At 71.2% G+C, this 23,471-nt stretch carries 25 protein-coding genes and 1 pseudogene; 9 read left to right on the forward strand and 17 right to left on the reverse strand.

Annotation, left to right across the window (positions count from 1 at the left end; translation table 11 throughout):
* Together Asi02nite_RS19655 and Asi02nite_RS19660 are read right to left on the reverse strand one after the other, a co-directional pair.
* A partial coding sequence (locus Asi02nite_RS19655) for a MerR family transcriptional regulator (protein ID WP_203714968.1) occupies positions 1 to 506 on the reverse strand: 506 nt, incomplete at its 3' end.
* A gap of 227 nt (positions 507 to 733) precedes the next feature.
* A pseudogene (locus tag Asi02nite_RS19660) lies at positions 734 to 1,087 on the reverse strand (serine hydrolase domain-containing protein); the annotation flags it as partial.
* Positions 1,088 to 1,156: 69 nt separating this feature from the next.
* Here Asi02nite_RS19660 and Asi02nite_RS19665 point away from each other — a divergent pair.
* Positions 1,157 to 2,419, forward strand: coding sequence for an ArgE/DapE family deacylase (locus Asi02nite_RS19665; RefSeq protein WP_203714969.1), 1,263 nt, complete (start codon positions 1,157 to 1,159; stop codon positions 2,417 to 2,419).
* 45 nt (positions 2,420 to 2,464) lie between these two features.
* Here the strand turns inward: Asi02nite_RS19665 and Asi02nite_RS19670 are convergent, their stop codons facing one another.
* From Asi02nite_RS19670 to Asi02nite_RS19690, 5 genes are all read right to left on the reverse strand, one after another.
* A complete protein-coding gene (locus tag Asi02nite_RS19670; protein ID WP_203714971.1) occupies positions 2,465 to 3,640 on the reverse strand; it encodes an FG-GAP repeat domain-containing protein in 1,176 nt (391 codons plus the stop codon).
* A gap of 110 nt (positions 3,641 to 3,750) precedes the next feature.
* Complete coding sequence (locus Asi02nite_RS19675; protein WP_203714973.1) at positions 3,751 to 4,473, reverse strand: alpha/beta fold hydrolase; 723 nt, start codon at positions 4,471 to 4,473, stop codon at positions 3,751 to 3,753.
* A gap of 236 nt (positions 4,474 to 4,709) precedes the next feature.
* Complete coding sequence (locus Asi02nite_RS19680; protein WP_203714975.1) at positions 4,710 to 5,363, reverse strand: fasciclin domain-containing protein; 654 nt, start codon at positions 5,361 to 5,363, stop codon at positions 4,710 to 4,712.
* A gap of 86 nt (positions 5,364 to 5,449) precedes the next feature.
* Complete coding sequence (locus Asi02nite_RS19685; protein ID WP_239126829.1) at positions 5,450 to 6,088, reverse strand: anti-sigma factor; 639 nt, start codon at positions 6,086 to 6,088, stop codon at positions 5,450 to 5,452.
* 10 nt (positions 6,089 to 6,098) lie between these two features.
* Positions 6,099 to 6,680 (reverse strand): RNA polymerase sigma factor, encoded by a 582-nt coding sequence (locus Asi02nite_RS19690; RefSeq protein WP_239126830.1) that lies wholly within the window; start codon positions 6,678 to 6,680, stop codon positions 6,099 to 6,101.
* Positions 6,681 to 6,871: 191 nt separating this feature from the next.
* Here Asi02nite_RS19690 and Asi02nite_RS19695 point away from each other — a divergent pair, with 191 nt between their 5' ends.
* Complete coding sequence (locus tag Asi02nite_RS19695; RefSeq protein ID WP_275410365.1) at positions 6,872 to 8,353, forward strand: FAD-dependent oxidoreductase; 1,482 nt, start codon at positions 6,872 to 6,874, stop codon at positions 8,351 to 8,353.
* Positions 8,354 to 8,407: 54 nt separating this feature from the next.
* On the opposite strand, the gene Asi02nite_RS19700 is transcribed toward Asi02nite_RS19695, so the two are convergent.
* Complete coding sequence (locus Asi02nite_RS19700; RefSeq protein ID WP_203714980.1) at positions 8,408 to 9,010, reverse strand: TetR/AcrR family transcriptional regulator; 603 nt, start codon at positions 9,008 to 9,010, stop codon at positions 8,408 to 8,410.
* A 115-nt stretch (positions 9,011 to 9,125) separates the two neighbouring features.
* Here Asi02nite_RS19700 and Asi02nite_RS19705 point away from each other — a divergent pair, with 115 nt between their 5' ends.
* Positions 9,126 to 9,812, forward strand: coding sequence for an SDR family NAD(P)-dependent oxidoreductase (locus Asi02nite_RS19705; protein WP_203714982.1), 687 nt, complete (start codon positions 9,126 to 9,128; stop codon positions 9,810 to 9,812).
* Here Asi02nite_RS19705 and Asi02nite_RS19710 read toward each other — a convergent pair.
* From Asi02nite_RS19710 to Asi02nite_RS19740, 7 genes are all read right to left on the reverse strand, one after another.
* Positions 9,781 to 10,107, reverse strand: a complete 327-nt coding sequence (locus Asi02nite_RS19710) for a hypothetical protein (protein WP_203714983.1) — start codon at positions 10,105 to 10,107, stop codon at positions 9,781 to 9,783. The two genes, Asi02nite_RS19705 and Asi02nite_RS19710, sit on opposite strands and share 32 nt — an antisense overlap.
* 127 nt (positions 10,108 to 10,234) lie before the next feature.
* Positions 10,235 to 10,792, reverse strand: coding sequence for an E3 binding domain-containing protein (locus Asi02nite_RS19715; protein WP_203714984.1), 558 nt, complete (start codon positions 10,790 to 10,792; stop codon positions 10,235 to 10,237).
* Entirely contained in the window at positions 10,789 to 11,085 is a 297-nt protein-coding gene (locus Asi02nite_RS19720) for a muconolactone Delta-isomerase family protein (RefSeq protein WP_203714986.1), read from the reverse strand. The genes Asi02nite_RS19715 and Asi02nite_RS19720 overlap by 4 nt, the downstream gene beginning before the upstream one ends.
* A complete protein-coding gene (locus Asi02nite_RS19725) occupies positions 11,082 to 12,059 on the reverse strand; it encodes an alpha-ketoacid dehydrogenase subunit beta (RefSeq protein ID WP_203714987.1) in 978 nt (325 codons plus the stop codon). Before Asi02nite_RS19725 ends, Asi02nite_RS19720 begins: the two co-directional genes overlap by 4 nt.
* Positions 12,056 to 13,054, reverse strand: coding sequence for a thiamine pyrophosphate-dependent dehydrogenase E1 component subunit alpha (locus Asi02nite_RS19730; RefSeq protein WP_203714988.1), 999 nt, complete (start codon positions 13,052 to 13,054; stop codon positions 12,056 to 12,058). Before Asi02nite_RS19730 ends, Asi02nite_RS19725 begins: the two co-directional genes overlap by 4 nt.
* An 18-nt stretch (positions 13,055 to 13,072) precedes the next feature.
* A complete protein-coding gene (locus Asi02nite_RS19735; protein WP_203714989.1) occupies positions 13,073 to 14,119 on the reverse strand; it encodes a LacI family DNA-binding transcriptional regulator in 1,047 nt (348 codons plus the stop codon).
* Entirely contained in the window at positions 14,116 to 14,994 is an 879-nt protein-coding gene (locus Asi02nite_RS19740; RefSeq protein ID WP_203714990.1) for a sugar phosphate isomerase/epimerase family protein, read from the reverse strand. Before Asi02nite_RS19740 ends, Asi02nite_RS19735 begins: the two co-directional genes overlap by 4 nt.
* A gap of 97 nt (positions 14,995 to 15,091) precedes the next feature.
* Here Asi02nite_RS19740 and Asi02nite_RS19745 point away from each other — a divergent pair, with 97 nt between their 5' ends.
* Positions 15,092 to 15,406 (forward strand): L-rhamnose mutarotase, encoded by a 315-nt coding sequence (locus Asi02nite_RS19745; RefSeq protein ID WP_203714991.1) that lies wholly within the window; start codon positions 15,092 to 15,094, stop codon positions 15,404 to 15,406.
* A gap of 31 nt (positions 15,407 to 15,437) precedes the next feature.
* On the opposite strand, the gene Asi02nite_RS19750 is transcribed toward Asi02nite_RS19745, so the two are convergent.
* Positions 15,438 to 16,196, reverse strand: coding sequence for an SDR family NAD(P)-dependent oxidoreductase (locus Asi02nite_RS19750; RefSeq protein WP_203714992.1), 759 nt, complete (start codon positions 16,194 to 16,196; stop codon positions 15,438 to 15,440).
* Positions 16,193 to 17,353 (reverse strand): mandelate racemase/muconate lactonizing enzyme family protein, encoded by a 1,161-nt coding sequence (locus Asi02nite_RS19755; RefSeq protein ID WP_203714993.1) that lies wholly within the window; start codon positions 17,351 to 17,353, stop codon positions 16,193 to 16,195. The genes Asi02nite_RS19750 and Asi02nite_RS19755 overlap by 4 nt, the downstream gene beginning before the upstream one ends.
* Positions 17,354 to 17,654: 301 nt before the next feature.
* On the opposite strand from Asi02nite_RS19755, the gene Asi02nite_RS19760 reads away from it, so the two are divergent.
* The 5 genes from Asi02nite_RS19760 to Asi02nite_RS19780 are packed head-to-tail and all read left to right on the forward strand — an operon-like array spanning position 17,655 to position 23,445.
* The gene (locus Asi02nite_RS19760; protein WP_203714994.1) at positions 17,655 to 18,686 is read left to right on the forward strand and encodes a sugar ABC transporter substrate-binding protein; all 1,032 of its coding nucleotides are present in this window, start codon (positions 17,655 to 17,657) and stop codon (positions 18,684 to 18,686) included.
* A 25-nt stretch (positions 18,687 to 18,711) separates the two neighbouring features.
* Complete coding sequence (locus Asi02nite_RS19765) at positions 18,712 to 20,214, forward strand: sugar ABC transporter ATP-binding protein (RefSeq protein WP_203714996.1); 1,503 nt, start codon at positions 18,712 to 18,714, stop codon at positions 20,212 to 20,214.
* A gap of 18 nt (positions 20,215 to 20,232) precedes the next feature.
* On the forward strand, positions 20,233 to 21,249 hold the full coding sequence (locus tag Asi02nite_RS19770) for an ABC transporter permease (protein ID WP_203714998.1): 1,017 nt from the start codon (positions 20,233 to 20,235) through the stop codon (positions 21,247 to 21,249).
* 10 nt (positions 21,250 to 21,259) lie between these two features.
* Positions 21,260 to 22,312, forward strand: coding sequence for a Gfo/Idh/MocA family protein (locus Asi02nite_RS19775; protein WP_203715000.1), 1,053 nt, complete (start codon positions 21,260 to 21,262; stop codon positions 22,310 to 22,312).
* Positions 22,309 to 23,445, forward strand: coding sequence for a mandelate racemase/muconate lactonizing enzyme family protein (locus Asi02nite_RS19780; RefSeq protein ID WP_275410367.1), 1,137 nt, complete (start codon positions 22,309 to 22,311; stop codon positions 23,443 to 23,445). The genes Asi02nite_RS19775 and Asi02nite_RS19780 overlap by 4 nt, the downstream gene beginning before the upstream one ends.
* The last annotated feature ends 26 nt before the right edge of the window (positions 23,446 to 23,471 follow it).

The following is a 23,471-nucleotide window of genomic DNA, read 5'->3' on the forward strand; positions in this document are numbered from 1 at the left end:
ATCGTGGTCCAGAACGATGCCACCGGGGGGTTGTCCGACTCCTGAAGTGCCTCGCCCAGACGCATGAAGGTTGCCTCGAAATCCTGCGCCCCCTTCACCGGATCGACCCTCGTGGGATCCACCGACATCGCCGCGCCGACCCAGTGCTGCGCGGGCGCGACGCGAGTCTGCACCTGAACTGGTTGATCGTAAGAGCTGAGAATTTCCATACCGCGTTCTACGGCCGAATCTTGGCGGGCCCGCAGAATGTTGAGGTCGTCAATGAACCGGGTGAGGTGCTCAGCAGCGCGGTCCGGGTTGTCGACCACCTCTCGCACCTGCGCCAAGGACATCCCCATCTGACGCAATACCTTGATCATCGCGGCCCGGCGAAGCTGCCCGCCGCTGTAGCGCCGATAGCCGGTCTCTGGGTCAACGCTGCGCGGCTCGAGCAGGCCGTTCTCGTCATAGAAACGCAACGCTTTGATGGTGAGTCCGCTGGCATGTGCGAACCGGCCGATCGTCATCAAGAAAGGTCCTCCTGTCACTTAAGCCGACCAGAGCTCCAGCCGACCTCATCCCACGATCGGCGCTCCCGCAACAGGAGGGTCAAGCATTTCAGCCGTCAGTCAGATCCTCGATGGCCAGATCCGTTGGCATCAGGGTGTCGGCCAGCGAGGCTGCGTCGCAGCGCAGCGTCGGAAACGTCGACCTGGGGTCGGCTCGGCCTGGGCGCTACTTACACCCGTAGCCTGCTGTAGCGCCAGCCCGCACCCGGCGGATACAGCGGCGGCACCCGGTGGAAGGTCCGCACCAGCTCGGCCGGCTCGACCCACTGGGCCAGGTCGATCATGGGATAGTCGTGCCAGTGACCGATGCCCGAGGTGTGGGTCAGCAGGTGGTGCAGCGTGATGTCCCGCCACTCCCGCGGGCAGCCGTCGATCCACCGGCTCACGGGATCGTCGAGGGCCAGCGTGCCGGCCTCGACGAGCAGGAGCGCGGCGGCCGCGGTGAACTGCTTGCTCACGGAGGCGAGCTGATACCGCGTATCCGTGACGTCGTCCACGATGACGTCCGTGCCCTGCCGCACCAGCGTCTCGGCTCGCATCATGACATCGACGCTAGTCCCTCCCGATACTCTTGGCACTCCTGATGTCCCCCCGGCGGAAGTGGTCCTATGAGCGACGTGGAGGCCTCCGCGCTGGCCGCGGTCGACGAAGCGGCCATCGCGCGGATGCTGCTCGACCTTCTCGCCGTGCCGAGCGTCACCGGCACCGCGGCGGAGTCGGAGCTTCAGCACAGCCTCGCCCGGCACCTCGCGGTCGCCGATCTGGACGTCGACCTCTGGTCCATGGATCTGGCGGCACTGCGGGCACATCCCCAGTTCCCGGGTCTCGAGGCCCCGCGCACGGAGGCCTGGGGTCTCGTGGGCGCCACCACGGGCCGGGGCGACGGGCCGACGCTGATCCTGCAGGGGCACGTCGACGTCGTCCCGCCCGGCGACCCGGTGCGCTGGGCGGGTGACCCGTTCCGGCCGAGGATCGTAGGGGACGTGGTGCACGCCCGGGGCGCGTGCGACATGAAGGCCGGCGTGGTGGCGATCGTCGCGGCCCTGGCGGCGGTACGCGAGGCGGGCGCGCGGCTGCGTGGCCGGGTGGCGGTGCACTTCGTCGTCAGCGAGGAGGACGGCGGGCTGGGCGCGTTCGGCACCCTCGCCCGCGGCCACACCGGCGACGCCTGCATCATCACCGAACCGACCAGCGGCGCGGTCATGACCGCCAACGCCGGCGCCCTGACGTTCCGCATCGAGGTGCCCGGGCAGGCGACCCACGGCAGCACCCGGTACGCGGGCGTCAGCGCGATCGACGCGTACCTGCCGATCCACCGGGCGCTCGCCGCGCTCGAAACGCGCCGGAACGCCGACGCCCACCCGCTCATGTCCGACTACCAGATCCCGTACCCGCTGTCGGTCGGCACGGTCCGCTCCGGCGACTGGGCCAGCAGCGTCCCCGACCTGCTGGTGGCCGAGGGTCGACTGGGCGTGCGGCTGGGCGAAGAGCCGGCAGCGGCCCGGGCGGACCTCGAGGAGTGCGTGGCGGCGGCGTGCGCGGACGACCCGTGGCTGCGCTCCCACCCGGCCACGGTCACCTGGCCCGGCGGCCAGTTCGCGAGCGGCCAACTGCCGGCCGGGCATCCGCTGGCCGCCGTCGTCGGCACCGCGCACGCGGACGTCACCCGCGGCCCGCGACCGGCCGAGCGCGGCGCACCGTACGGCAGCGACCTGCGCCTCTACGCGGGCGCGGGCATCCCGACGCTGCAGTACGGACCGGGCGACGTGCGCCTGGCCCACGGCCCGCGCGAACAGGTCCGCGTCAGCGACATCGTCACCGTCGCCCGCACGCTGGTGCTCGCCACCTTGCGCACGGTGGGCGCGGAATAGCGACAGGGCCGGCCCCGCCCAGCGGGACCGGCCCCTCGGCGCCGGCTATCGGTGGACGATGACGGCGATACTCATGTAACTGGTGCTGATGATGTCGGCTCGGCCGTCACCGCTGACGTCCGCGACGGCGACGCCGTCCACGCTCCGCGCCACGTTGTCCATCTCGACCAGCCCGTACGCACCGAGCGTGCCGTCGGACCGCTGCGGGCTCACACTGACGGCCTGCCAGCTGTGGTGGGCCACCGCGAGGTCGGCGCGTCCGTCGCCGGTGAGGTCACCGATCGCCATCCCGGCCGGGATGTCATGGACCGGATACACCGACGGTACGGCCGTCGGCCCGCCGGAGCGGCCGGCGAAGACGTTCACGGCGCTGTTGGGGACGTTCGCGTCCGTCGCCATGACGAGGTCGACGCGCCCGTCCCCGGTCACGTCACCGACGGCGGCGCTGGCGGTCGGCCACCGGTAGCCGTCGGCGTCCGGCGCGACCAGATGGTGCGAGGCCGGCGCGAACGTGCCGTCCGCCCGCTGGAGCCGAACCCAGGTGCCCTTGCCGTAGAACTGGGCGACGTCCGGTCGCGCGTCGCCGTTGAGATCGGCGACGAACACCTGCTCGCCCGGTGCGCCCGTGTCGAACGGTCCGGTCAGGGTGACCGGGGCCGCGAACACGCCGCGCGACGCCTGCCGGTGGATCGTGACGGTGCCCGGCAGGACCGAGACGACGAGGTCGGTGCGCCGGTCGCCGTCCATGTCCGCCAACGCGACGTCGGCCGCGCCGCTGCCGCTCGCGGCGAGGACCGGCGCCGTCAGGTTTCCGGACCGTTGGTAGAAGAGGTCCACGCCGGCCCGGGTCGACAGCGCGGCGTCGGTGCGGCCGTCACCGTCGAGGTCGCCGACCGCCACCCGCACCTCACCACCGGCCTCGCCGTGCGCGACGATTCGCCGCGGGGCGCCGTAGCCGCGGTCGGGCTGCTGCGCGTAGACCAGCAGCGCGTTCACGTCGCCGTTGCCGAACGCGGATACGCCGACCAGGATGTCGGGCCGGCGGTCGCCGGTGACGTCGGCGACGGCGACACTGTCGGTGTTCGGTGCCCCGGTGGACAGATACCGTGGCGGAAGGAAGTCGGCGACCCCGTCCGCGCTCGCCATGGCGGGAAGCGCGGCGACCCCCGTCACCGCTGCCGCGACCACCGCGGTCACGCGCCATGCCCCGTAACGATTCACGTCGTCTCCTATCGACAGTGGACCTGAGGCCGGCTCCACTGCCCGGAAAGGATCGACGCGAAACGGCGGTATGCGCGAATCTTCGCTGGGTGCCGCGAATGATCAGAAAGCTAGACCGAGGCCACCGCCGCGAGGATGGCGTCGATCGTCACCTGCGGGCGCGAGACCATCGAGACGTGGGAGGCGTCCACGTCGGTGACCGTGGCGCCGGCGCGTTCGGCCATGCGGCGTTGGGTCGCCGCCGGGATCACGTGGTCGTCGTTGCCGACCACCGTCCAACTCGGCAGCGACTTCCAGGCCGGTACGCCGGACGGGGTGTTGTTGGCGCTCAGCGTGATCGGGCGCTGGCTCTGCACGATCAGCCAGCGGTCGGCCTCCGGCAGGTCCTGGGCGAAGACGTTGTGGACCGAGTCGGGCTTGAGGAACGCGTCGAGGTCGCCCTCCGGTGCGCCCGGGTAGCCGACCAGGTCCAGGACCGTGGTCGGGTCGGGGACCGCGAGGGCCGAACCCGAGTCGCCCAGGATCTGGAACACGGTCTCGCCCTCGTCGGGGGCGAAGGCGTCGATGTAGACCAGCGCCCGCACGTCGCCGCCGGCCTTCGCGGCGTTGGTGACCACGAAGCCGCCGTACGAGTGGCCGACCAGCACCACCGGCCCGCTCGTCCGCTGCTCCAGGCACGACGCGACGTAGGCGGCGTCGGTGGTGGGCCCGCGGAGCAGGTTCGGCAGCGTCAGGACGGTGTAGCCCTGCGTCCGCAGCGACGTCGCGACGGCGTTCCAACTGGACCCGTCGGCCCACGCGCCGTGCACCAGGACGATGGTGGGCCGGGCCATGGCGATCTCCCTCGCGTCGGCGGTAGCGGTCCGTTTCCGATCGTGCCACCGCACACCGGCGCCCGCGCTGGATCGGGGAACTACAGCCCGGCGGGGAAGGTGAAGGTCGACGGCGGAGACGCCTGCTGGGTAGACACCTGCCACTCCGTGCAGAATTGTCCCAGGCCGAACTCGGCCAGGACCGTGTGCTGGTTGAGGGCCAGCGGGCACGGTCGCCCGCGCCCGCCGGCGTGGTTTCAGGGCAGGTCGATCGGGCGCAGCACCCGGTCGATGCCATGGGCGATCTGCCGGTTGCCTTTGTTGACGTCGAACCTGTTGACGCGCGGGTCGCGGTCGCCGCGGTCGGCGTCGACCAGCCTGACCCGCTTCCACCAGTGGCCGTACACGTCGACCTTGATCGTGGATCCCGCGGCCGTCGTCAACCGCGCGCCGTCCGACTTCAGTGCCGCCGCACGGTTGATCGTGGCGCCCGGGACCACGTGGTAGAGCAGCACCGACTCGACGGTGTCGATGCCCAGCCCGGCCACCGCGGTGAACGACGCGCGCTCGCCCGGCAGCCGACCGGTGTGCTTCAGGTCGGCGACCAGCCGCTGGAAGGCGCGGTCGTTGGGGATGAACGCGGTCAGCGCCGTCTTTCCGTCGGCGAGCACACCGACGGCGCTGCCCGGCTTGGCCGCCAGCACGGCCCGCACCGCGGCGGCCAGGATGTCGTAGTCGCCGCCGTTGCGGTCGAAGCCGCTCGTGTCCGCGGTCAGCACCGCGGCGAGCGACCTGGTGCCCAACGGCTTGCCCTTGCCGTGCGCGTCGGCGGGGGCGGCGGCGAGCGCGGAGGTGACGAGCGCGACGGACGCGATGGCCGCGGCGCGCTTGCCGAGTCCGATGAACCTCATCGTCAGGGTGTCCCTTCCGAGTACGGGGGTGATGGCTGCGGTGCCACCACCCCGTACTTCGGACGTGCCGCCGATGGCGGATGCACCTAGGAGGTGAGGGTTCCGCGCAGGAGGCTGCGGCCCGAGTGCGCGGCGTCGCCGTCGTGGGGCTCGTCGCTGACGTCGACCAGGCGGTAGCGGTTCAGGTCGACGCCGGGCGGCACGGTCAGCACGGCGTCGGGCCGGTCCGACAGGTTGCCGACCGCGACCATGCGCGTGGGATCGTCGGGGTCGATCAGCCACACCTCGTGGAACCCGGTCGTCAGCGGCAGGTTCCGCACCTCGACGCGCATCTGGCCGGCGGACAGCACGCGTACGCTGCCGCCCGCGGTCGCCGGCACGGTCGGCAACGGGGACAGCGTCGCCCGCGCCGCCACCGTCTCGGCCGGGGCGCGGTGCAGCCACCGGTCGACCGCGACCGTTCCGGCGACCGCGAGCACCGCGGCCGCCGCCGCGGCGAGCACGGGCACCAGCCAGCGTGGGCGGCGCCGCCGCTCGGCCGGCGCGACGACAGCGGCGGGCGCGCCGGCCAGGTCGGCCTCGACGCGCTGCCAGATCCGCTCGGGCGGCGGCGGCAGGTCGCGTACCTCCTGGCTTTCCGCGCCCAGGCCGGCGACCGTACGCAACGTGTCGAGCTCGTGCCGGCAGGCCGTGCACCCCGTCAGGTGGTCGGCCTCCGTGGCCACCTCGGTCTCCTCAGAGAGCGCGAGAAGAACCAGCCGATCGGGATCGAGATGCCGCACCGTCCACCTCCCAACGGCGTCGCAGGTTCGCCAGCCCACGGCGGATGTGGCTTTTCACCGTACCGAGGGGGAGCCCGGTGACGGCCGCTATCTGCGGGTGGGTGAGGTCGTCGAAGAACGCCAGCTCCAGCGTGCGCCGCTGCTCGGCGGGCAGCCGGCCCAGCTCGTCGGCCACGACCAGCCGGTCGACGATGCGCTCGGGGAGCTCCGGCTGGTCCGCCGGGGCGACCTGCGCGCCGATGCTGCGGGCGACCCGGTCGTCGCGTACGGCCGACCGGATCCGGTCGATCGCCTTGCGCCGGGCGATCCCCAGCAGCCAGCCCAGGATCGTGCCCCGCTGCGGGTCGAACGAGTCCCGCCCCGACCAGGCCGCCACGAACGTGAGCTGCGTGACGTCCTCGGCGTCGGCGCGGTTGCCCAGCAGGCGCTGCGCGAGGTAGAGCACGGCGGCGCCGTGTCGCTCGTACGCGGTGCGCAGCGCCTTCTCGTCGCCGGCGCGCAGCCGCTCGGCGAGCTCGTCGTCGGTAATGGTCAACCTCCTCCCGGGCAGCCGTTCTCTGTTCCATTCGCTCCGCGGGCACCGGATGGACGCACCTTTCTTACCCATGCGCGTCGCATCCGCCACCGGTCGATCCTCCCTAGGATCAGACAGGACGGAGAGGCGGCCCCACGATGGCGAAGCGGTCGATGCTCCTAAGGCGGATCACCGGCAATGTCCCGCGGCGGATGGACACCCCAGGCGGCGCCCTCGGGTCGTCCGTGGACCCGGGCGCCACGGCGGTGGTCGTCGGCGGCGGGATCGCGGGCGTCACGGCCGCGCTGACGCTGGCCGAGCGCGGTGTGGCGGTGACGCTGCTCGAACGCGGGAGCCGCCTCGGTGGGCGGCTGACGACGTGGCCGATGCGCCTGCGCGACGGCACGCCCCAGGTGGTCGAGCACGGCTTCCACGGGTTCTTCCGCCAGTACTACAACCTGCGGGCCTTGCTGCGCCGCATCGACCCGGAGCTCGGCTTCCTGCGACCGCTCGGCCGCTATCCGGTCGTGTCCCGGCAGTGGCCGCCGGAGGAGTTCGCCGGCCTGTTCGGCCTGCCGCCGGTCAACCTGCTGTCGCTGCTCGCCCGCTCGCCGAGCCTGCGGCTGCGCGACCTGCGGCACGCGGACAGCCGGGCCGCCCTGCCGATGCTCGCGTTCGACATGGCGGAGACCTACCGCGAGTTCGACACGGTCTCCGCGGCCGCCTTCCTGGACAGCCTCGGCCTGACGACCCGCGCCCGCGCCATGCTGTTCGACGTCTTCGCCCACTCGTTCTTCAACCTCGAGGCGGAGATGTCGGCGGCGGAGATGCTCATGCAGTTCCACTTCTTCTTCGTACGCAATCCCGAGGGTCTCGACATGGACGCCCCGGACGCCGACTACGAGAGCGCGATCTGGTCACCGCTGGCGGAGCGGCTGGCCGCCCTGGGCGTGAAGGTCAACACGGACACGACGGTCGACCGGATCGAGCCGGGGTGGACGGTCAGCGTCACCGGTGGCGCCCGGGTCTCGGCCGACCACGTCGTGCTGGCGGTCGATCCGGCCGCGGCCCGCGAGATCGTCGGCGCGTCGCCGGAGGTCGTACGCGCCCACCCGGACTTCGGCGCCCGCGTCGCCGCGCTGCGCACGGCCCCGCCGTACGCGGTCGACCGCATCTGGCTCGACGGCGACGTCAACGCCGACCGGGCGACGTTCACCAGCGTCTCGGCGGAAGCCACGCTCGACTCCGTCACGCTCTACCACCGGGCCGAGCGGGAAGCACGCCAGTGGGCGGCCCGCACGGGTGGCAGCGTGCTGGAGCTCCACGCGTACGCGGCCCCGCGCGACGTGGACGCGTCCACCCTGGCCCGTCGCATGCGCGCGGAGCTCAACGCCATCTGGCCCGAGACGCGGGCGCTGTCCGTGTTGGACAGTGACCACCGGGTGGGGCACAACGCCCCGGCCTTCGACCTCGGCGGCGACGCGACCCGCCCGAGCACCCGGACGGGCCTGGACGGCCTCTACGTCGCCGGCGACTGGGTGCGGATGCCGTTTCCCTGCGCGCTCATGGAACGCGCCGCCGCCTCGGGCCTCCTCGCCGCCAACGCGATCCTCGACCACCACGGCGTACGCCCGGCGCCGGTCCTGTCGGTGCCGCCACGCGGATTCCTCGCCAAGCGCCGCGGCGGCTCATGAACGGTTACGTGCTCGTGGGTGGGTGGCCCGGGTCCGGCAAGACCACTTAATCGGTCAGGGCCGCAGGGCGACCGCCCGCATCGCGACGTCGACCGAGGCCTGGAGCTCTTCCCGGCTCGCGCCGGCCGCCGCGTGGACGGCGTGGCCCTCGCTCAGCGCCATCACGAACCGGGCCAGCGCGCGGGCGTCCACGCCCTCCGGGAGGTCGCCTTCCTCCGCCGCCCGGGAGAGGCGCTCCACGATCGCGGACTCGGTGGCCGCCCTGCCGGTGGCCAGGATCTCGGCGATCCGGTTGTTCTCCGGCGAGCAGGCCAGGCCACCCTGGATCGACAGGCAGCCGGCCGGGTGGTCGTCGGCGGTGAGGCCGTCGGCGCTGGCGCGCAGGAAGCCCTCGATGGCCGCGTACGCGGTGGGTGCGGCCAGTGTGGCGCGGGCCCGGGCCACCTGGCCCTCGTGGTAGCGGGCGAAGGCGCGCTCGAACAGCTGCTCCTTGCTGCCGAACGTGGCGTACAGGCTCGGCCTGTTGATGCCCATCGCGCTGGTCAGGGCGCTCAGGGAGGCGCCCTCGTAGCCGTGCCGCCAGAAGACGTCGGTGGCGCGTTCGAGGACCGTCTCCTCGTCGAAGGCCCGCGGTCGTCCGATGGCTGAAGTGCTCATGGCGTTCAGTCTACCGCTCGGTACAAAAGGTGATCGGGCTCACTACCGATCGGTACAGAAATTGCTACGGTGGTCGTGCAACCGACCGGTACAAAAATCCTCCCGGAGGAACCAGATGACCATCACCCTGATCACCGGCGCCAACAAGGGCATCGGCTTCGAGACCGCCAGGCAGCTTCTCGAACGAGGCCACACCGTGTGGCTCGGCGCCCGCGACGTCGAGCGGGGCGAGCGGGCCGCGGCGGCGCTGGGCGCGCGGTTCGTGCAACTCGACGTCACCGACGACGCCTCGGTGCGCGCGGCGCTCGCGACCGTCGACGCGGTCGAGGGCCGGCTCGACGTCCTGGTGAACAACGCGGGCGTGCTCGGCGCCGACGCCACCGACGGGCCGTCGGCGCTGCGCGTGTTCGACATCAACGCGGTCGGGGTCGTCCGGGTCACGGAGGCCGCCCTGCCGCTGTTGCGCAGGTCCGCGAACCCCAGGGTGGTCAACGTCTCCAGCAGCATGGGGTCGTTCTGGGCGGTCACCAACCCCGAGCGGCCGGAGTACGGCATGCCGCTCCCGCTCTACGCGGCGTCCAAGGCGGCGGCCACGATGCTCACCGTCCAGTACGCCAAGTCCCAGCCGGGCATCAAGTTCAACGCCCTCGAGCCCGGCACCACCGCGACCGACATGACGGCCGCGTTCGGGATCGGGCGGTCGGTGACGGAAAGCGCGAAGACCGTCGTACGCCTGGCCACGCTCGACCCGGACGGCCCGACGGGCACCTTCACGGACGAGTACGGCCACCTGAGCTGGTAGGGGCTACGCGGTCCAGTCGAGCCAGGCATCGCCGGCCGAGAGGACCGCGAGCCCAGATCGCGACGGCGGCGACGGGCACGGCCGGCGTCCAGAGTGGACGGGCGCGTAGCAGGGTGATCGCGAGCGCCAGCAGGGCGGCCCAGATGACGAGCAGGACACCCACCGCCCAGGCGGGGACGGCGAGCCCGCTGACCACGTAGAGGAACAGCACCGCGATGTGCCCGGCGATGCCGGTCCAGCCCACGACCCGGCCGACCGGGCTCGGCCGGACGGCTGATCCGGAGGAGTTCGTCATCCGCCCAGGATGACAGCGATCGTGTGACGAGCTGCCACGCAATGTCGACCAGCTCGACGGAGCACGAACGCATGATCTCGCTGAGCACCGGTTCACCGGCACTCTCGCCGATGCTCTGGTGACGCGATCAGTACTGGCCGCGGCCCACGACGGTGGCCGACGCCCGCAGCAGTGCCTCGGCCGTATGGCGTCCGTCGCCGGCGGCCCAGCGTACGACGACGGATCTGTGGAGCCGTGCGGCCAGTACTCGTTCGCCGGACGCGGTCAGGGCCGCGGTCGCGGTCCAAGATGGAGCGCCCACGCCGACGGCGAGCCACCGGCCGGGCTCGAGCGGCGGGACGACTCGGGTCGTGCCCGGACCGCCTACCACGACGGGCACGTCTTGTCCGATATGGAGTGCGCGGACGGCGCCCTGCACCGCGGTACCGATCTCGGCGTCCGTCCGGTCGCCGCCGGTGACGTCGACCGCCGTCTCGATCAACCCGTCCTCGGGCCGGCCGGGCTGCGCGGGCCGGGCGCTGCTGGACGGCGCGGGGCCGGCCGCGGCGAGCGTGGCGAGGACGTCGGCCAGCGTGACTCGGCCGCCTACACCGGTGCCCGCGATTGCCGACGGCTCGAACGCGTGCAACCGGGCTAGCGCGCGAACCGCGGGAGACAGGTAGCCGGTTGGCTGGGCGAGCGTCATTTCCCCTCCGCCAGCCGGTTGGGGTGTGACGCGAGCACCTCCACGGTGGCCGTGATCCAGGGCCACATGGGCAACGACGTGAGCGCCTCGTGCAGCGCGGTGGCCCCGGAGACCGACCACAGGCTCCACGACGCACGCCGCCCGGGTGCTCGCCAAAGCTCGCGCAGCATGCCCGAGCGCTGCAGCTCGTGCGCGCGCTCACGTTCCGCACGCCGCAGCGCCGACAGCTCGTCTTGGGAGACCTCGGCCGGCTCGGCGTACTCCAACCGCACCAGGTACTGCTCGGTGCTCACCAGGTGACCAGCTTCCGGACCTCGGACACGATCCGCGACACCGATGGGAGCCAGGCGTCCTCCAGCCCGGGGCTGTAGGGCACCGGCGTCTCGTCGGCACCGATCACGAGCGGCGGTGCGTCGAAAAGAGTGAAGTTGTCCGCGGTCATCCGAGCCACCAGCGACGCGCCCCAGGAGCCGCCGTGCGGCGCTTCCTGAACGACGGCGAGCCGGTGCGTGCGCCGCAGGCTGTCCGCCACCGCCTCGTCGTCGAACGGTACGAGCGTGCGCGGGTCGATCACGGTGGCGGAAATACCCTCCGCGGCCAGCTGGTCCGCTGCCTCCGCGGCGCGGTGGCGCATCTGCTGGATGGCGACGATCGTGACGTCCGTGCCCTCGCGCACGACGGTGGCCTTGCCAAGTGGGATCGCGAGGGTGTCTGCGGAGACCTCGCCCTTGAGCGCGAACAGGTTCTTGTGCTCGAACACCAGCACCGGGTCGTCGTCGGCGATCGCGGTGCGCAGCAGCCCGTACAGGTCTTCGACAGTGCCTGGTACCGCGATCTTCAGGCCGGGAATGTTGAGGAACCAGTTCTCCGCCGGCTGGCTGTGCTGTGCCGCGAACCCGGCTCCGGCGCCGTTGGCCATCCGTACGGTGACTGGCAGCCGCACCTGCCCGCCGGTCATGTACCGGTATTTGGCCAGCTGGTTGGCGAGCTGGTCGAAGCAAACGCCGGCGAAGTCGGCGAACATGATCTCGGCGATCGGACGCAGGCCGGTCATGGCCGCGCCGATCGCGGTGCCGACGATGGCTTGCTCGGAGATGGGTGTGTCGCGCACCCGCCGCGGACCGAACTCTTCGAACAGTCCGGCCGTCGTCTTGAAGGCCCCCCCGGCAGCGCCGACGTCTTCGCCGATCAGGAAGACGTCGGGGTCGGCGCGCATCGCGTCCGCGATGGCCACTGCGATGACCTTGCGGTAATTGATCTGAGTCATGCCGCCGCCCCATACACGTCCCGCAGCCGGCTCGCCGGGTCAGGCTCGGGCATGTCCATGGCCCGGCGTAGCGCCGCGTCGACCTCGGCGGCGGCCTCCCGCTCGACGTCCTCCGGTGGCGGATGGGCGCCGCCGGCCCGCATCGCGTCGCTCAGCAGCGTGATCGGGTCGCGGGCCAGCCACCGGTCGAGCTCGCCAGCCGGCCGGTACGTCGCCGGGTCGCTGCGTGAATGCCCGACCTGGCGATAGGTGTCGGCCTCGATCAGGGTCGGGCCCTGCCCGACCCGGGCCCGTGCCACGGCAGCCTCCATCACCGCATGGACGGCGACCACGTCGTTGCCGTCGACGTACTCGCCAGGCATGCCGTAGCCGGCGGCGCGGTCGGCGAGCCGGTCGATCGGGGTGGTCGAGCGCAGCGGGCTGTACTCGCCGTACTGGTTGTTCTCGATGAGGAAGACCACCGGGAGCCGCCAGACGGACGCCATGTTGAGCGACTCGTGGAAGGCGCCGATGTTGGTGGCGCCGTCACCGAAGATGGCCACCGATACGTCGCCTCGACCGTGGTAGGATGAGGTCAGTGCCGCGCCTACGCTGATGGGCAGGTGGGCGCCGACGATGGCGTTGCTGCCCAGTGCACCGACCGACACGTCGGTCAGGTGCATCGACCCGCCCTTGCCGCCACAGAGACCGCCCGCCCTGCCCAGGATCTCGCCGAAGCACGCGTCGAGCGGCGCGCCCTTGGCGATCACCGCACCGTGCCCGCGGTACGTGCAGGTCATCGTGTCGGAGGGCCGGAGCGCGGCGCAGGCACCCACTGAGACAGCCTCCTGACCCTGGCACAGGTGCGTGCTGCCGCGTACCAGGCCTCGGGTGAACAGGTCCATGACGGTGTTCTCGAACAGCCGGATCCGCCACATCTGGCGGAGGAGGTCGGCGGCGCCTTCGGGGGCGCCGCCGGCCAGCGATGCGGTGGCGGGGGACAGCTCGACGGGCATGGTTCCTCTTCGCTCTTCCTAGGAGGTCAGCCGTGCGGGGGGAGCGCACGAACCGGCGGGCCGGAACCCGGTCGGCAGGACCTCGATGCGTGGTGGTTGGCCATCGATGAGGTCGAGAAGCAGTCCGGCCGCGGCCCGGCCGATCGCGGCCGTATCGCGCGAGATGGTGGCCAGCGCCGGCGTGAGGAAGCCGGCGAGCGTCAGATCGTCACAGGTGACGAGGCTGACGTCGTGCGGAACGTGGACGCCGAGCTCGCGGGCCGCGTGCAGCACGCCGACCAGGATCTGGTTGCTGCCGGCGATGATCGCGGTTGGGGGTTCCTTGCCGCTGAGCAGCTCCATGGTGCTCTTGTATCCGTGCTCCGGGCTGAACGTGCCGTGCCGCACGGTCGCGTTGACCCCGGACCCGCGACAGGCCCGACGCAGCGCCTGCTGCCGCTCGCGGCTGGGGCGCACGGCGGCGCTGCCGTTGATGAGCGCGATCCTCTGGTGGCCTAGCGAGATCAGGTGGGCGACCGCCTCGCCGATGCCCCGCGCGTGGTCGGAGAGGACCGCGGACCGGACCGCCGGCAGCTCACGGTCGATGAGGACGACCCGCAGCTTCAGGCTCGACAGCGCCTCCGTGATGCCAGGATGGCCTTCGTCCGATACAGAGATGAGCATGCCGTCGACCCTGCGGCGAGAGAGCATGCGGATGCGATCCGCCTCCGTGCTCGGATCGCGGAACGCGTTGGTGATGAGGAGGCTGAAACCGCGGTCCTGCAGCCGGGTCTCCGCTGCCAATGCGATCTCGGCGAACAGGGGGTTGGAGATGTCCGAGACGATGAAGCCGATCGACATCGTCGCGCCTCGTCGCAGGCTCTGCGCCAGCATGTCCGGCTCGTAGCCGAGCGCGCTGACCGCATCGAGAACGCGGTTGCGCATGACCGCCGAGACGTCGGGATGGCCGGACAGCACGCGCGATACCGACGAGGGGGCGACGCCGGCCCGGTCGGCGACCTGCCGGATCCCCGTGCGACTGGCAGGGGAGGTGTCGGCCGCGGCGCCAAGGGGGGCGGCCGTCATCGCGTCCCCGCCGCCGGCGTCGACGTGTCGTCCTGGCAGGCGGACAGAGCGGCGCGCAACCTGTCCCGGAGGCAGACGGTCTCGGTGAGGTTGTCGACCTTGTCGCAGTCGCGCCATGACGCCCAGACATACTCCGTGGTGAGCCACCCGTCGTAGCCGACGTGGGTGAGCGCCCTGACCATCCGGGCCCAGTCGATCGTGTTCTCCGCGGCAGAGGCCTGCAGCAGGCCCGGTGCGCCACCGCGGGCCTGCACGTGCCGCACGTGCGGCAGCAGCGGCTCGATGTCGTCTTCGGTGGCGCCTGCGCAGACGAAGTGCGCGTAGTCGATGGTCAGCCCGAGGCCCGGACAGGCCGCGACCAGCGCGGCGGTCCGCCCGGGCGTGTCGATGATGCTCTCCACGTGTGGCTCGACCGACAGCCGGAGCCCGCGTGCCTCCGCCGCGCGTAGCATGGCGCCCAACGTCCCTGCCGCGCGGTTGATGCTCTCGTGCCACGGCTCGTCCGGGTGCGCGATGCCGGGGAGCACAGTCACGCCGCCGCTGCCCACCGCAGCGGCGAAGTCGAGGGCGGGCTCGAGCAGCCGCACCGCTTCGGCGCGGACGCCCTCGTCGGGGTGGCTCGGCGCGTACCGGGCGAAGTCGTCGGCAAGCTGGACGAAGACGTCGGCGACCACGAGCCCGCGCGTCTCGACCCGCTCGCGCACCTGTCCGGCCAGCCGCTCGACGCCAATGGTGGCCAGATGCTCCGGCCGGAGGTGGCTGCCCCCGGCGAAGAGACCGACATCGACTCCGGCAAAGCCCAGCCTGGCGATGAGGTCGAGCGCCGCCCGGTGGTCGACGGCTGGCCAGGTGTAGTCGGCGCAGGCAAGTCGCACCTTCAACTCCTCCCGTAAGGGCTTCTTGACACGCACACCTGGATGCGGTTGATTGGTGACCGTAGCAGGCTGGAAACGGTTCCGGAAGGGGTTGAGGATGAGGCGGGCATGCTTCACCTTCCTTTTACGACCAGGGTGCGAGTCGGAGTACGAACGTCGGCACCGGGAGGTGTGGCCGGAGTTGCAGGACGTGCTGCGCGCCTCGGGCGTACGCAACTACACGCTCTTCCGGCACGGCCGCACGGTCATCGCCTACTGCGAGTGCGAGCCGGACGCACCGACCGCTTTCGGCCTGGCGGGCGCCAGCGAGGTGAACGCCCGCTGGTCGGCCTGGTTCGAAGACGTCATCGAGGAGCTCACCGACTCCGACGGCAACCTCCGTTACGCCGCCGAGGTATGGCATCTGGATTAGCGTCCGAGCATTGGTCGGCCTTGCCGATCGCTCAGTAGGCCAGCCAGCCGCCGCTGACGTTGAGGATCGTGCCGGTGACGAAGGCGGACTCGGGGGAGGCGAGGAAGAGCGTGGGGCCGACGAGGTCTTCCGGCTGGCCGACGCGGCCCAGTGGGGTCGCCGCGACGATCGCGTCGATCGCCGCGCCGCTCAGCATCGGTGTGTCCACAATGCCGGGAGCGATGCCGTTGACCCGCACGCCGTAGGGGCCGTAGGTGCGCGCCAGGCCGCGCACCATCGTCGCTACGCCTCCCTTCGTGGTGGCGTAGACGACGCTCGCGCCGTAACCGCCGGTCCAGAACGACTGCGACGTGTACAGCACGATCGAGCCACCGCCCTGCTCCCGTTGTTGCTCGGCGACGGCGCGGGCGAGGAAGAAGGTCGCCTTGAGGTTGACGTCGTGCTGGTGGTCCCAGTCGGCTTCGGTCACGTCGGGCACCTCCTGGCGGCGCAGCACCGCCGCGGTGTGCACCAGCACGTCGAGCCCGCCGAGCCGGGCAGCGCACCCTTCGGCCAATGCCTGGGCGCCGTCCGCGCCGGACAGGCGGACCGGCAGCGTTGTGTGCCCGCCTCCGGGCAGGGATTCGGCCAGCGCGTCGAGCGCGTCGCCATCCACATCGGAGAGCGCCAGCCTGGCCCCGGCCCGGGCGAGTCCGTTGGCGAGCGCGTAGGCGATGCCACCGCAAGCGCCGGTCAGCAGGACCCGTCGCCCCGCGAGCGAGTGGGCGCCACGGTCGGGCTCGGTGGTCACCGCGCCACCGTCCAGCGCTCGACGAAGTCGGGGTCGAGCTCCCAGCCAAGACCGGGGGCATCGGTCAACACCAGCTCGCCGTTCTCCAGCGGGGGACGGTTCGCCACGAGGTTCCACCAGAACGGGTCCCGCTCGGGGTGGAAGCACTCGGCGTACGTGCCGTGCGGCACGCTCGCGAGCAGGTGGGTGGAGACCTGCGGCTCCTCGTGATGCCCCATCTGAACGTCGTACGCCGTGGCGATCGCGGCGGCGCGGCGCCACGCCGTAGGCCCGCCGCTCCAGGAGGCGTCGAAGTTGCAGACGTCGACCGCGCCTGACTCCATGAGGTCGCGGCAGCCGGACGGGGAGAGCTCGCTCTGCCCGGCGCAGACCGGGATGCCGCCGCGCATGCGTACGTCGCGCAGCGCGCGGCGGTCGTTGGCCCATTGCACCGGTTCCTCGAACCAGCGGATGTCCAGGTCGGCGACCCGCCGGCACAGGTCGAGCGCCTCGCCGGTGGAGTAGCCCTGGTTGGCGTCGATGGCGATGACAAAGCCGGGCCCGGCGGCCTCTCGCGCCGCTTGGATCCGCGCCGCGTCGACGGCGGGTGTCCGGCCGCCGACCTTGAACTTGATGCCGGCCAGCCCCACCTCCTGGTAGTAGGCGATCTCGTCGGCGATGCTGCCGAGCGGCTCGCCGTAGTAGCCGCCGATGGCGATGAGCGGGATCCGGTCGCGGTAGCCGCCCCAGAGGCGCCACAGCGGCTGCTCCAGCGCCTTGCCGACGGCGTCCCACACGGCCGTGTCGACACCGGCGACCGCGACCAGGCCGAGTCGGCGGTCGCGCAGGATGTTGAAGGTCGCCGGGTACGCCGCCTTCCACACCTGTTCTGTACGCATCGCGTCCATGCCCAGCAGGCGTGGGGCGATCTCCTGCTGGACGATCGCCTCGATGTCCAGCAGGGACTTGTCCTCGTCGCCGACGTACGCCTCGCCGGTGACTCCGGCGCTCGTGCGGATCCGGATGATCAAGGTGGCACGGTGGGTCATCCGGTAGTAGCTGCCCCGAAACTCACGGGCCAGCGGGGCGATCAGCGGGATCGTCTCGATGGACGCGATCGGAAGGCGGGCAGCGGGGCGCGCGGTCGTGGCTCCCTGGACGGGCGAGATCGATGACACCGAGGGGGCCTCCTGAACGCCCTGTAACGGCCAGTCCTGGAAACCATTCCAGGACCTCGTACGCCGGACGGTAGACCTGGCCAAAGGTTTCCCGCAAGCCCCCTGCGCTCCAAGAAGGCTGCCTATACCAGCCAGTATGTAACGATCACGTCGTCCTCGGTGTTCACACCCTTGACATCTGGTTAGCGCGCGGTCTACCAATAGCCAACTTGCGCTGGAATCATTTCCAGCGAATCCGTAAGGAGGCAGCCAGATGAGGCCGAGTCACCATCGGCGGCGAGTCAGAGGTGTCTCGCTGTCCTTGGCACTGGTCGCCGCGCTAGGCGTGGTCAGCGCCTGCGGCGGCGGGACGAACGATTCACCCTCCGCGACGCAGCAGACCGGCGCGAGCAGCGCCGCCGCGGGGGACAGCGGGCCACAGTTCGTCGACTTCCGGACCGTCGAGCCAGGGAGCGGCGCCGGCCTGAAGTTGGGCTACATCTCCCTGTCCGAGGCGGTGCCGTTCATCAAGCTGGTCAGCGACTCGATAAAGAAGCAGGCCGAGGCGGCCGGCGCTGAGCTGGTCTTCTGCGACAGCCAGGGCGATGCGGCCAAGGCCCTCGAGTGCGCCCGAAACTTCAAGACCCAGGGTGTGCAGGGCTACCTGAACTTCCAGCAGGACGCCAAGGCCGCCGCGGCCATCTGTCAGGCCGGTCCGCAGGTCCCGGTCGTGGCGATCGACATCCAGCAGGATCCCTGTCAGAAGGCGTTCATGGGCGCCAACAACGACCGGGCCGGCTTCATCGCCGGCGAGGCGGTCGGAAACCACGCGAAGAGCCAGTGGGACTGCCAGTACGACGGCTTCGTCTCGCTGGAGCAACCGGAGGCCGGCGCGGTCAACGAGGCTCGAATGGGTGGCTACCGCAAGGGTTTCGAGAGCGTCTGCGGGCCCGGCTCGGTCAAGAACCTCAAGAAGGTGAACGCGTTCCGGGTCGACATGGCGCGGACCGCGGTGGCCGATGTGTTGACCTCGCTGCCCGGCGCCAAAAAGATCATCGTGGTGGGGATCAACGACGACTCCATCCTCGGCGCGCTCGCCGCCGCTCGCACGGTGGGCCGCCAAGGCGATGTCTTCGTCGCGGCCCAGGGCGCGGACCCATCCTCGTGGTGCGAGATCAAGTCCAACCCCAACTGGATCGCGGACACGGCCTACTTCCCGGAGCGATACGGCGAGATCGGTATCCCCTACCTCATCGACCTGGTCAAGAACAAGTCTGTCCCGGCGAACCTGCTGGTCAACCACCAGGCCGTGACGAAGGACAACGTCGAGCAGCTGTACCAGCCGAGCTGCTGACCACGGAACCGAGGTGGAGGCGCCAGTGAGTGGAAGCAAGGCCCCGGTGCTCACCGCGCAGGGCGTACGCAAGTCGTTCGCGAGCGTGGAGGTCCTGCACGGGGTCGACCTGGAGCTGCATTCCGGCTCCATCACGGCCCTGCTGGGCGAAAACGGAGCCGGAAAGTCGACGCTGGTCAAGGTCCTCGCGGGAGACCACCAGCCGGACGCGGGCACGCTCGCGGTCGATGGCGTCACCGTCGACCGGTTGGATCCGCTCAAGGCTCGCCGCCTCGGTATCAGGATGATCTTCCAGGAGATGATCGACGCGCCGACCCTCACAGTCGCGGAGAACATCTCGCTCGGGCGGTGGGCCGGCTCGTGGGGACTCGTCTCGTGGCCGGCCATGCGTCGGCGGGCCCGCGAAGCCCTCGCGTTGCTGGGTGTCGCCCTCGACGTCGACCGTTTGGTCGGCTCGCTGTCCGTGGGGGAGCGGCAGATCGTGGAGATCGCCCGGGCTTTGTCCGACAAGGCCCGGGTGCTCATCCTCGACGAGCCGACCGCCGCGCTGTCGGCCACCGAGGTCGAGCGGCTGTTCACAGTCCTGCGCCGGCTCCGCGTCGAGGGCGTCGCGATGGTGTACATCACCCACCGCCTCGACGAGGTTTACACCATCGCGGATCGGGTGCAGGTGCTGCGCGACGGCCAGCACGTGCTCACCGAGGCCGTGGCCGACACCAACCGCGGCGAGCTGGTCAGCGCCATGGTTGGCCGGGACCTAGGCGCGGTCACCCGCCCAGGAAGAAGCGCGGTCTCCGCGGGGAAGCCCTTGCTCGCGTTCGCCGATGCCGGGGCGGGGAGGGCTTTCGAAGGTGTCACCTTCCACGTGCGGCCGGGCGAGGTGCTCGCGGTGTACGGGAAGCTCGGCTCCGGCATGGCCGAGGTCGCGGAGACGGTGTTCGGGCTCCGCCGCCTCTCCTCGGGCACCCTCACCCTGCCCGGCGGGAGGCAGGCGGTGCGTGGTCCCCGCCAGGCGATCGCCGCGGGCGTCGGCTACCTGCCGCCGGATCGGCAGCGGGAAGGCGCCTTCATGGCCCGTGGCGCTGGGGAAAACCTCGCCGCACCTTCCTGGCGGCGGATGTCCCGGGCCGGTTTCATCGGTCGCGGTGGCGAGCAGCGAGCGTATGACCACTGGCGAACCGCGCTCACCATCCGCGGCAGCGGCGGGGCGGCACAGACGATCGCCACGCTGTCCGGGGGCAACCAGCAGAAGGTCCTCCTCGCCCGATGGCTGGAACGCGGCGCCCGACTGCTGGTCCTCGCCGAGCCCACCCGTGGCGTCGACGTCGGCGCGCGGCAGGACATCTACGACACCGTCCGCACGGCCGCACGCGAGCGGGACATCGGCGTGCTCGTCGTCACCTCCGACTACGAGGAGGTCGTACAGCTGGCCGACCGGGCCCTGGTCATGGCACGGGGCCGCCTGGTGCGCGAGCTGGACGGCGACGAGATCACCACCTCCACCCTCATCGCCGCCGCCGGCGGCTGACTGCCGGGAGATCCCCACATGACCCAGCTGACGTCCGATCCGCAGGCCGCCGGGCCGCCGCCGGTCGAGACCACTGCCGTCCTGACCGCCACACGCCCAGGCCGGTCCCTGCCCGAACTGGCGGGCCTGCTGGTCGTACTGGTGGTGCTGATCGGATTCTTCGCCTGGCGCAGTCCCTACTTCTTCAACGTGGACAACTTCCTCAACATCCTCACCGCCATCGCGGTAACCGGGATCATCGCGATGCCGGGCACGATGCTGCTGGTGTCCGCCCAGGTCGACCTGTCGGTAGGCTCGGCGGCGGCGTTCTGCGGGGTCGTGCTGGCGGTGGTCGCGGAGAGCAGCGGCCTGGCCGCCGGCGTTCTCGTCGCGCTCCTGGCCGGGCTGGCGCTGGGCGTCGCCAACGGCTTCCTGGTCACGGTGGTCAAGGTCAACGCGCTGATCACGACGCTCGGTACGCTCGCCGTGCTGCGCGGCTTCACCCAGCTCACCGCCGACGGCCAGACCGTACTGCTGGGGATCGGGTTCGGCTGGCTCGGCACCGCCCGCCCGCTGGGCATTCCGCTGCCGGTCATCCTGCTGGCCGTGGTCGTCGCCGCGTCGTTCGTGGCCATGCGCTACACCGTCTTCGGCCGGTCGCTCTACGCCATCGGTGCCAACGCCGCAGCCGCGCGGCTCGTCGGCATCCGCAACCGGGCGGTCATCTTCGCCGCGTTCGTGCTCTCGGGCCTGGCCGCCTGCCTTGCGGGCCTCATCCTTACAAGCCAGCTCTCCGCGGCGTCGCCGATCGCCGCAAGCGGCCTGGAACTCAGCGTGATCACCGCGATCGTCCTGGGCGGAGCAAGCCTCTCCGGTGGGCGGGGCAGCGTCGGTGGCACGATCGTCGGCCTCGTCATCATCGGCGTCCTCAACAACGGGCTGATCCTGTTGAATGTCAACACCTTCTGGCAGGACATCGCGCGCGGAAGCCTACTCATCCTCGCGGTCTCCTTCGACCAGCTGCGCCAGCGCCTCCAACCCAACACACGCGGCTAGGGGAATCCTCATGACGCTTCGGCTTGGCGTTATCGGCGCCGGCTCCTGGGCCAACGCGGCACACCTGCCAGCCCTCGCGGCCCGCAAGGAGGTGGAGTTCGTGGCCGTGTCACGCAAGGGCGAGCCGGCACTGCGGCGGATACGCGAGCGGTACGGCTTCACCGAGGCGAGCGAGGACTACCGGGTCGTGGTGGACGCCGGCTGCGACATCGTCGTCGTGGCCAGCCCGGCGGCGTTCCACCACGAACACGCCAAGGCCGCCCTCATGGCCGGCGCTCACGTGTTGTGCGAAAAGCCTTTCACCATCGAACCGGACCACGCCCGGGACCTTGTCGAGACCGCCCGCCGTCACGACCGACAGCTGCTGGTCAGCTTCGGGTGGAACTACATGCCCATCGTGCGGCGGGCCAAGGAGCTGGTCGCGATCGGCGGCATCGGGCACCTGGAGCAGATGGCCATCACGATGTCCTCCCAGACCCGCGAGCTGCTCGCCGACCGGGGCGCCTACCCCGACGCCAGCGCCGACTCGGCACCAGAGCCAGCCACCTGGACCGACCCGGCGCTCTCCGGCGGCGGGTACGGACAGGCTCAGCTGGCACACGCGCTCGGCCTCGCCCTGCACCTCGTACCGGCCCGGGTGACCGAGGCGTTCGCCTGGATGTCGCCGTCTCCCAGCGCGGGTGTCGAGCTGCACGACGCGATCGCGCTGCGGTTCGACGGCGGCGGTGTCGGCACACTCGCCGGGGGCTCGGCCCACCTGGGCGCCGGCGGCAACAAGCACGCGCTCGCGCTACGGGCCATCGGCGACGAGGGCCAGCTACTGGTCGACGTCGAGCGGGAATGCGTCTGGCTGTACCGCAACGACGGAACCGACGAGCGTCTGGAGCTCGCCGCCGGCGACGGCGCATACGCGTTCGCCGGACCGGCCGACGCGCTCGTCGACGTCGCCCTCGGCCGCGTCGAGGAGAACCGGGCGCCGGGCGAGCTCGGCCAGCTCACCGTCGAGGCGCTCGACGCAGCGTACCGCTCGGCGGCCAGCGGCAAGCCGGAGGCGGTGCGGTGACCGGCTCGCGGATCGCCCGAGTCGAGGCATGGCCAGTCGCATACACCGAACCAAACGACCACGATGGACAGCGCTTCGTCACGATCGTGCGGCTGACGGCCGACGACGGGACCACCGGCTGGGGCGAGGCCGTGACGTTGTTTCGCGAGGCAGCGCTCGCCACGGCGGTGCTGGTGGACGGTCTGGCCGAGGTGGTCGTCGGCGCTGACGCCGGCCGGCCGGCCGCGCTGTGGCATGCGGTGAAGGAGCAGACCTGGTGGTACGGCGAGGGTGGCATCGCCACGTTCGCGCTGTCCGCCATCGACATCGCGGCCTGGGACCTGACCGGCCGGCTGCGCGGCGTGCCCGTCGTCGACCTGCTCGGTGGCGCGGTGCATGAGAGCCTACCGATCTGTGTCACCTCCCACGCCACCATGGCCGACCTGGGCGAGGAGGCCGAGCGGTTCGCCGGCTGGATCGACGAGCTGCGGGCGATCGGCTGCAAGGTCGGCTTCGGCAAGCGCGGCGAGGCCAACCTCGGCTTCGACCACGACCGGGACATCGCGTTCGTCCGCCGGCTCCGCGGCGCGATCGGCGACGAGCGGCAGATCATGATCGACCTCGGGGTGCGGGTGCGGTGGAGCGTCGCCGACGCTGTCCGCCGGGTACGCGGCTTCGAGGAGGAACGCGTCCACTGGGTCGAGGAGCCGCTGGGTGCGGACAACCCAGCGGGTTACGCGACCCTGAGGGCGAAAACGAACACGTTGATCGCGTACGGCGAGCGGGAGTGGACGGTGAGCGGCTACCGACGGATCGTCGACACCGGCACCGTCGACGTCGTCGGCATCGACGCCGGACGGGCGGAAGGGCTGACCGGCTTCATGCGGGCCAGCCAGTATGCCTCCTCGGCACAGCGGCAGGTCAACGCGCACGCGTTCGCTGGGCCGCTGTCATATGCGGCGGGCCTCGCCGCTTCCCTGGTATCCCCGACCTGCCACCAGATGGAGGTCGCGCCGCTGGTCAACTCAGCGGTCCGCGACCTCGCACCAACCTTGCCTCGCCCGAGCCACGGCCGGGTCACCGCCCTGCCCGGAGCCGGGCTCGGCGTCGAGATCGATGAAAGCGCTTTGGGTGCGATGCGCCTCGAGCCATAGAGAGGTAGGGCCATCACGGCCAATCT

Origin of the sequence: Asanoa siamensis, from assembly GCF_016862555.1 — a bacterium.
Classification (GTDB): domain Bacteria; phylum Actinomycetota; class Actinomycetes; order Mycobacteriales; family Micromonosporaceae; genus Asanoa; species Asanoa siamensis.

Coding starts and splice junctions, on each gene's coding strand:
- Asi02nite_RS19665 (WP_203714969.1), top strand. CDS start 1,157: ATGAGCGACGTGGAGGCCTCCGCGCTGGCCGCGGTCGACGAAGCGGCC.
- Asi02nite_RS19675 (WP_203714973.1), bottom strand. CDS start 4,473: ATGGCCCGGCCCACCATCGTCCTGGTGCACGGCGCGTGGGCCGACGGG.
- Asi02nite_RS19680 (WP_203714975.1), bottom strand. CDS start 5,363: ATGAGGTTCATCGGACTCGGCAAGCGCGCCGCGGCCATCGCGTCCGTC.
- Asi02nite_RS19695 (WP_275410365.1), top strand. CDS start 6,872: ATGGACACCCCAGGCGGCGCCCTCGGGTCGTCCGTGGACCCGGGCGCC.
- Asi02nite_RS19700 (WP_203714980.1), bottom strand. CDS start 9,010: ATGAGCACTTCAGCCATCGGACGACCGCGGGCCTTCGACGAGGAGACG.
- Asi02nite_RS19705 (WP_203714982.1), top strand. CDS start 9,126: ATGACCATCACCCTGATCACCGGCGCCAACAAGGGCATCGGCTTCGAG.
- Asi02nite_RS19710 (WP_203714983.1), bottom strand. CDS start 10,107: ATGACGAACTCCTCCGGATCAGCCGTCCGGCCGAGCCCGGTCGGCCGG.
- Asi02nite_RS19715 (WP_203714984.1), bottom strand. CDS start 10,792: ATGACGCTCGCCCAGCCAACCGGCTACCTGTCTCCCGCGGTTCGCGCG.
- Asi02nite_RS19725 (WP_203714987.1), bottom strand. CDS start 12,059: ATGACTCAGATCAATTACCGCAAGGTCATCGCAGTGGCCATCGCGGAC.
- Asi02nite_RS19730 (WP_203714988.1), bottom strand. CDS start 13,054: ATGCCCGTCGAGCTGTCCCCCGCCACCGCATCGCTGGCCGGCGGCGCC.
- Asi02nite_RS19735 (WP_203714989.1), bottom strand. CDS start 14,119: ATGACGGCCGCCCCCCTTGGCGCCGCGGCCGACACCTCCCCTGCCAGT.
- Asi02nite_RS19745 (WP_203714991.1), top strand. CDS start 15,092: ATGAGGCGGGCATGCTTCACCTTCCTTTTACGACCAGGGTGCGAGTCG.
- Asi02nite_RS19770 (WP_203714998.1), top strand. CDS start 20,233: ATGACCCAGCTGACGTCCGATCCGCAGGCCGCCGGGCCGCCGCCGGTC.
- Asi02nite_RS19775 (WP_203715000.1), top strand. CDS start 21,260: ATGACGCTTCGGCTTGGCGTTATCGGCGCCGGCTCCTGGGCCAACGCG.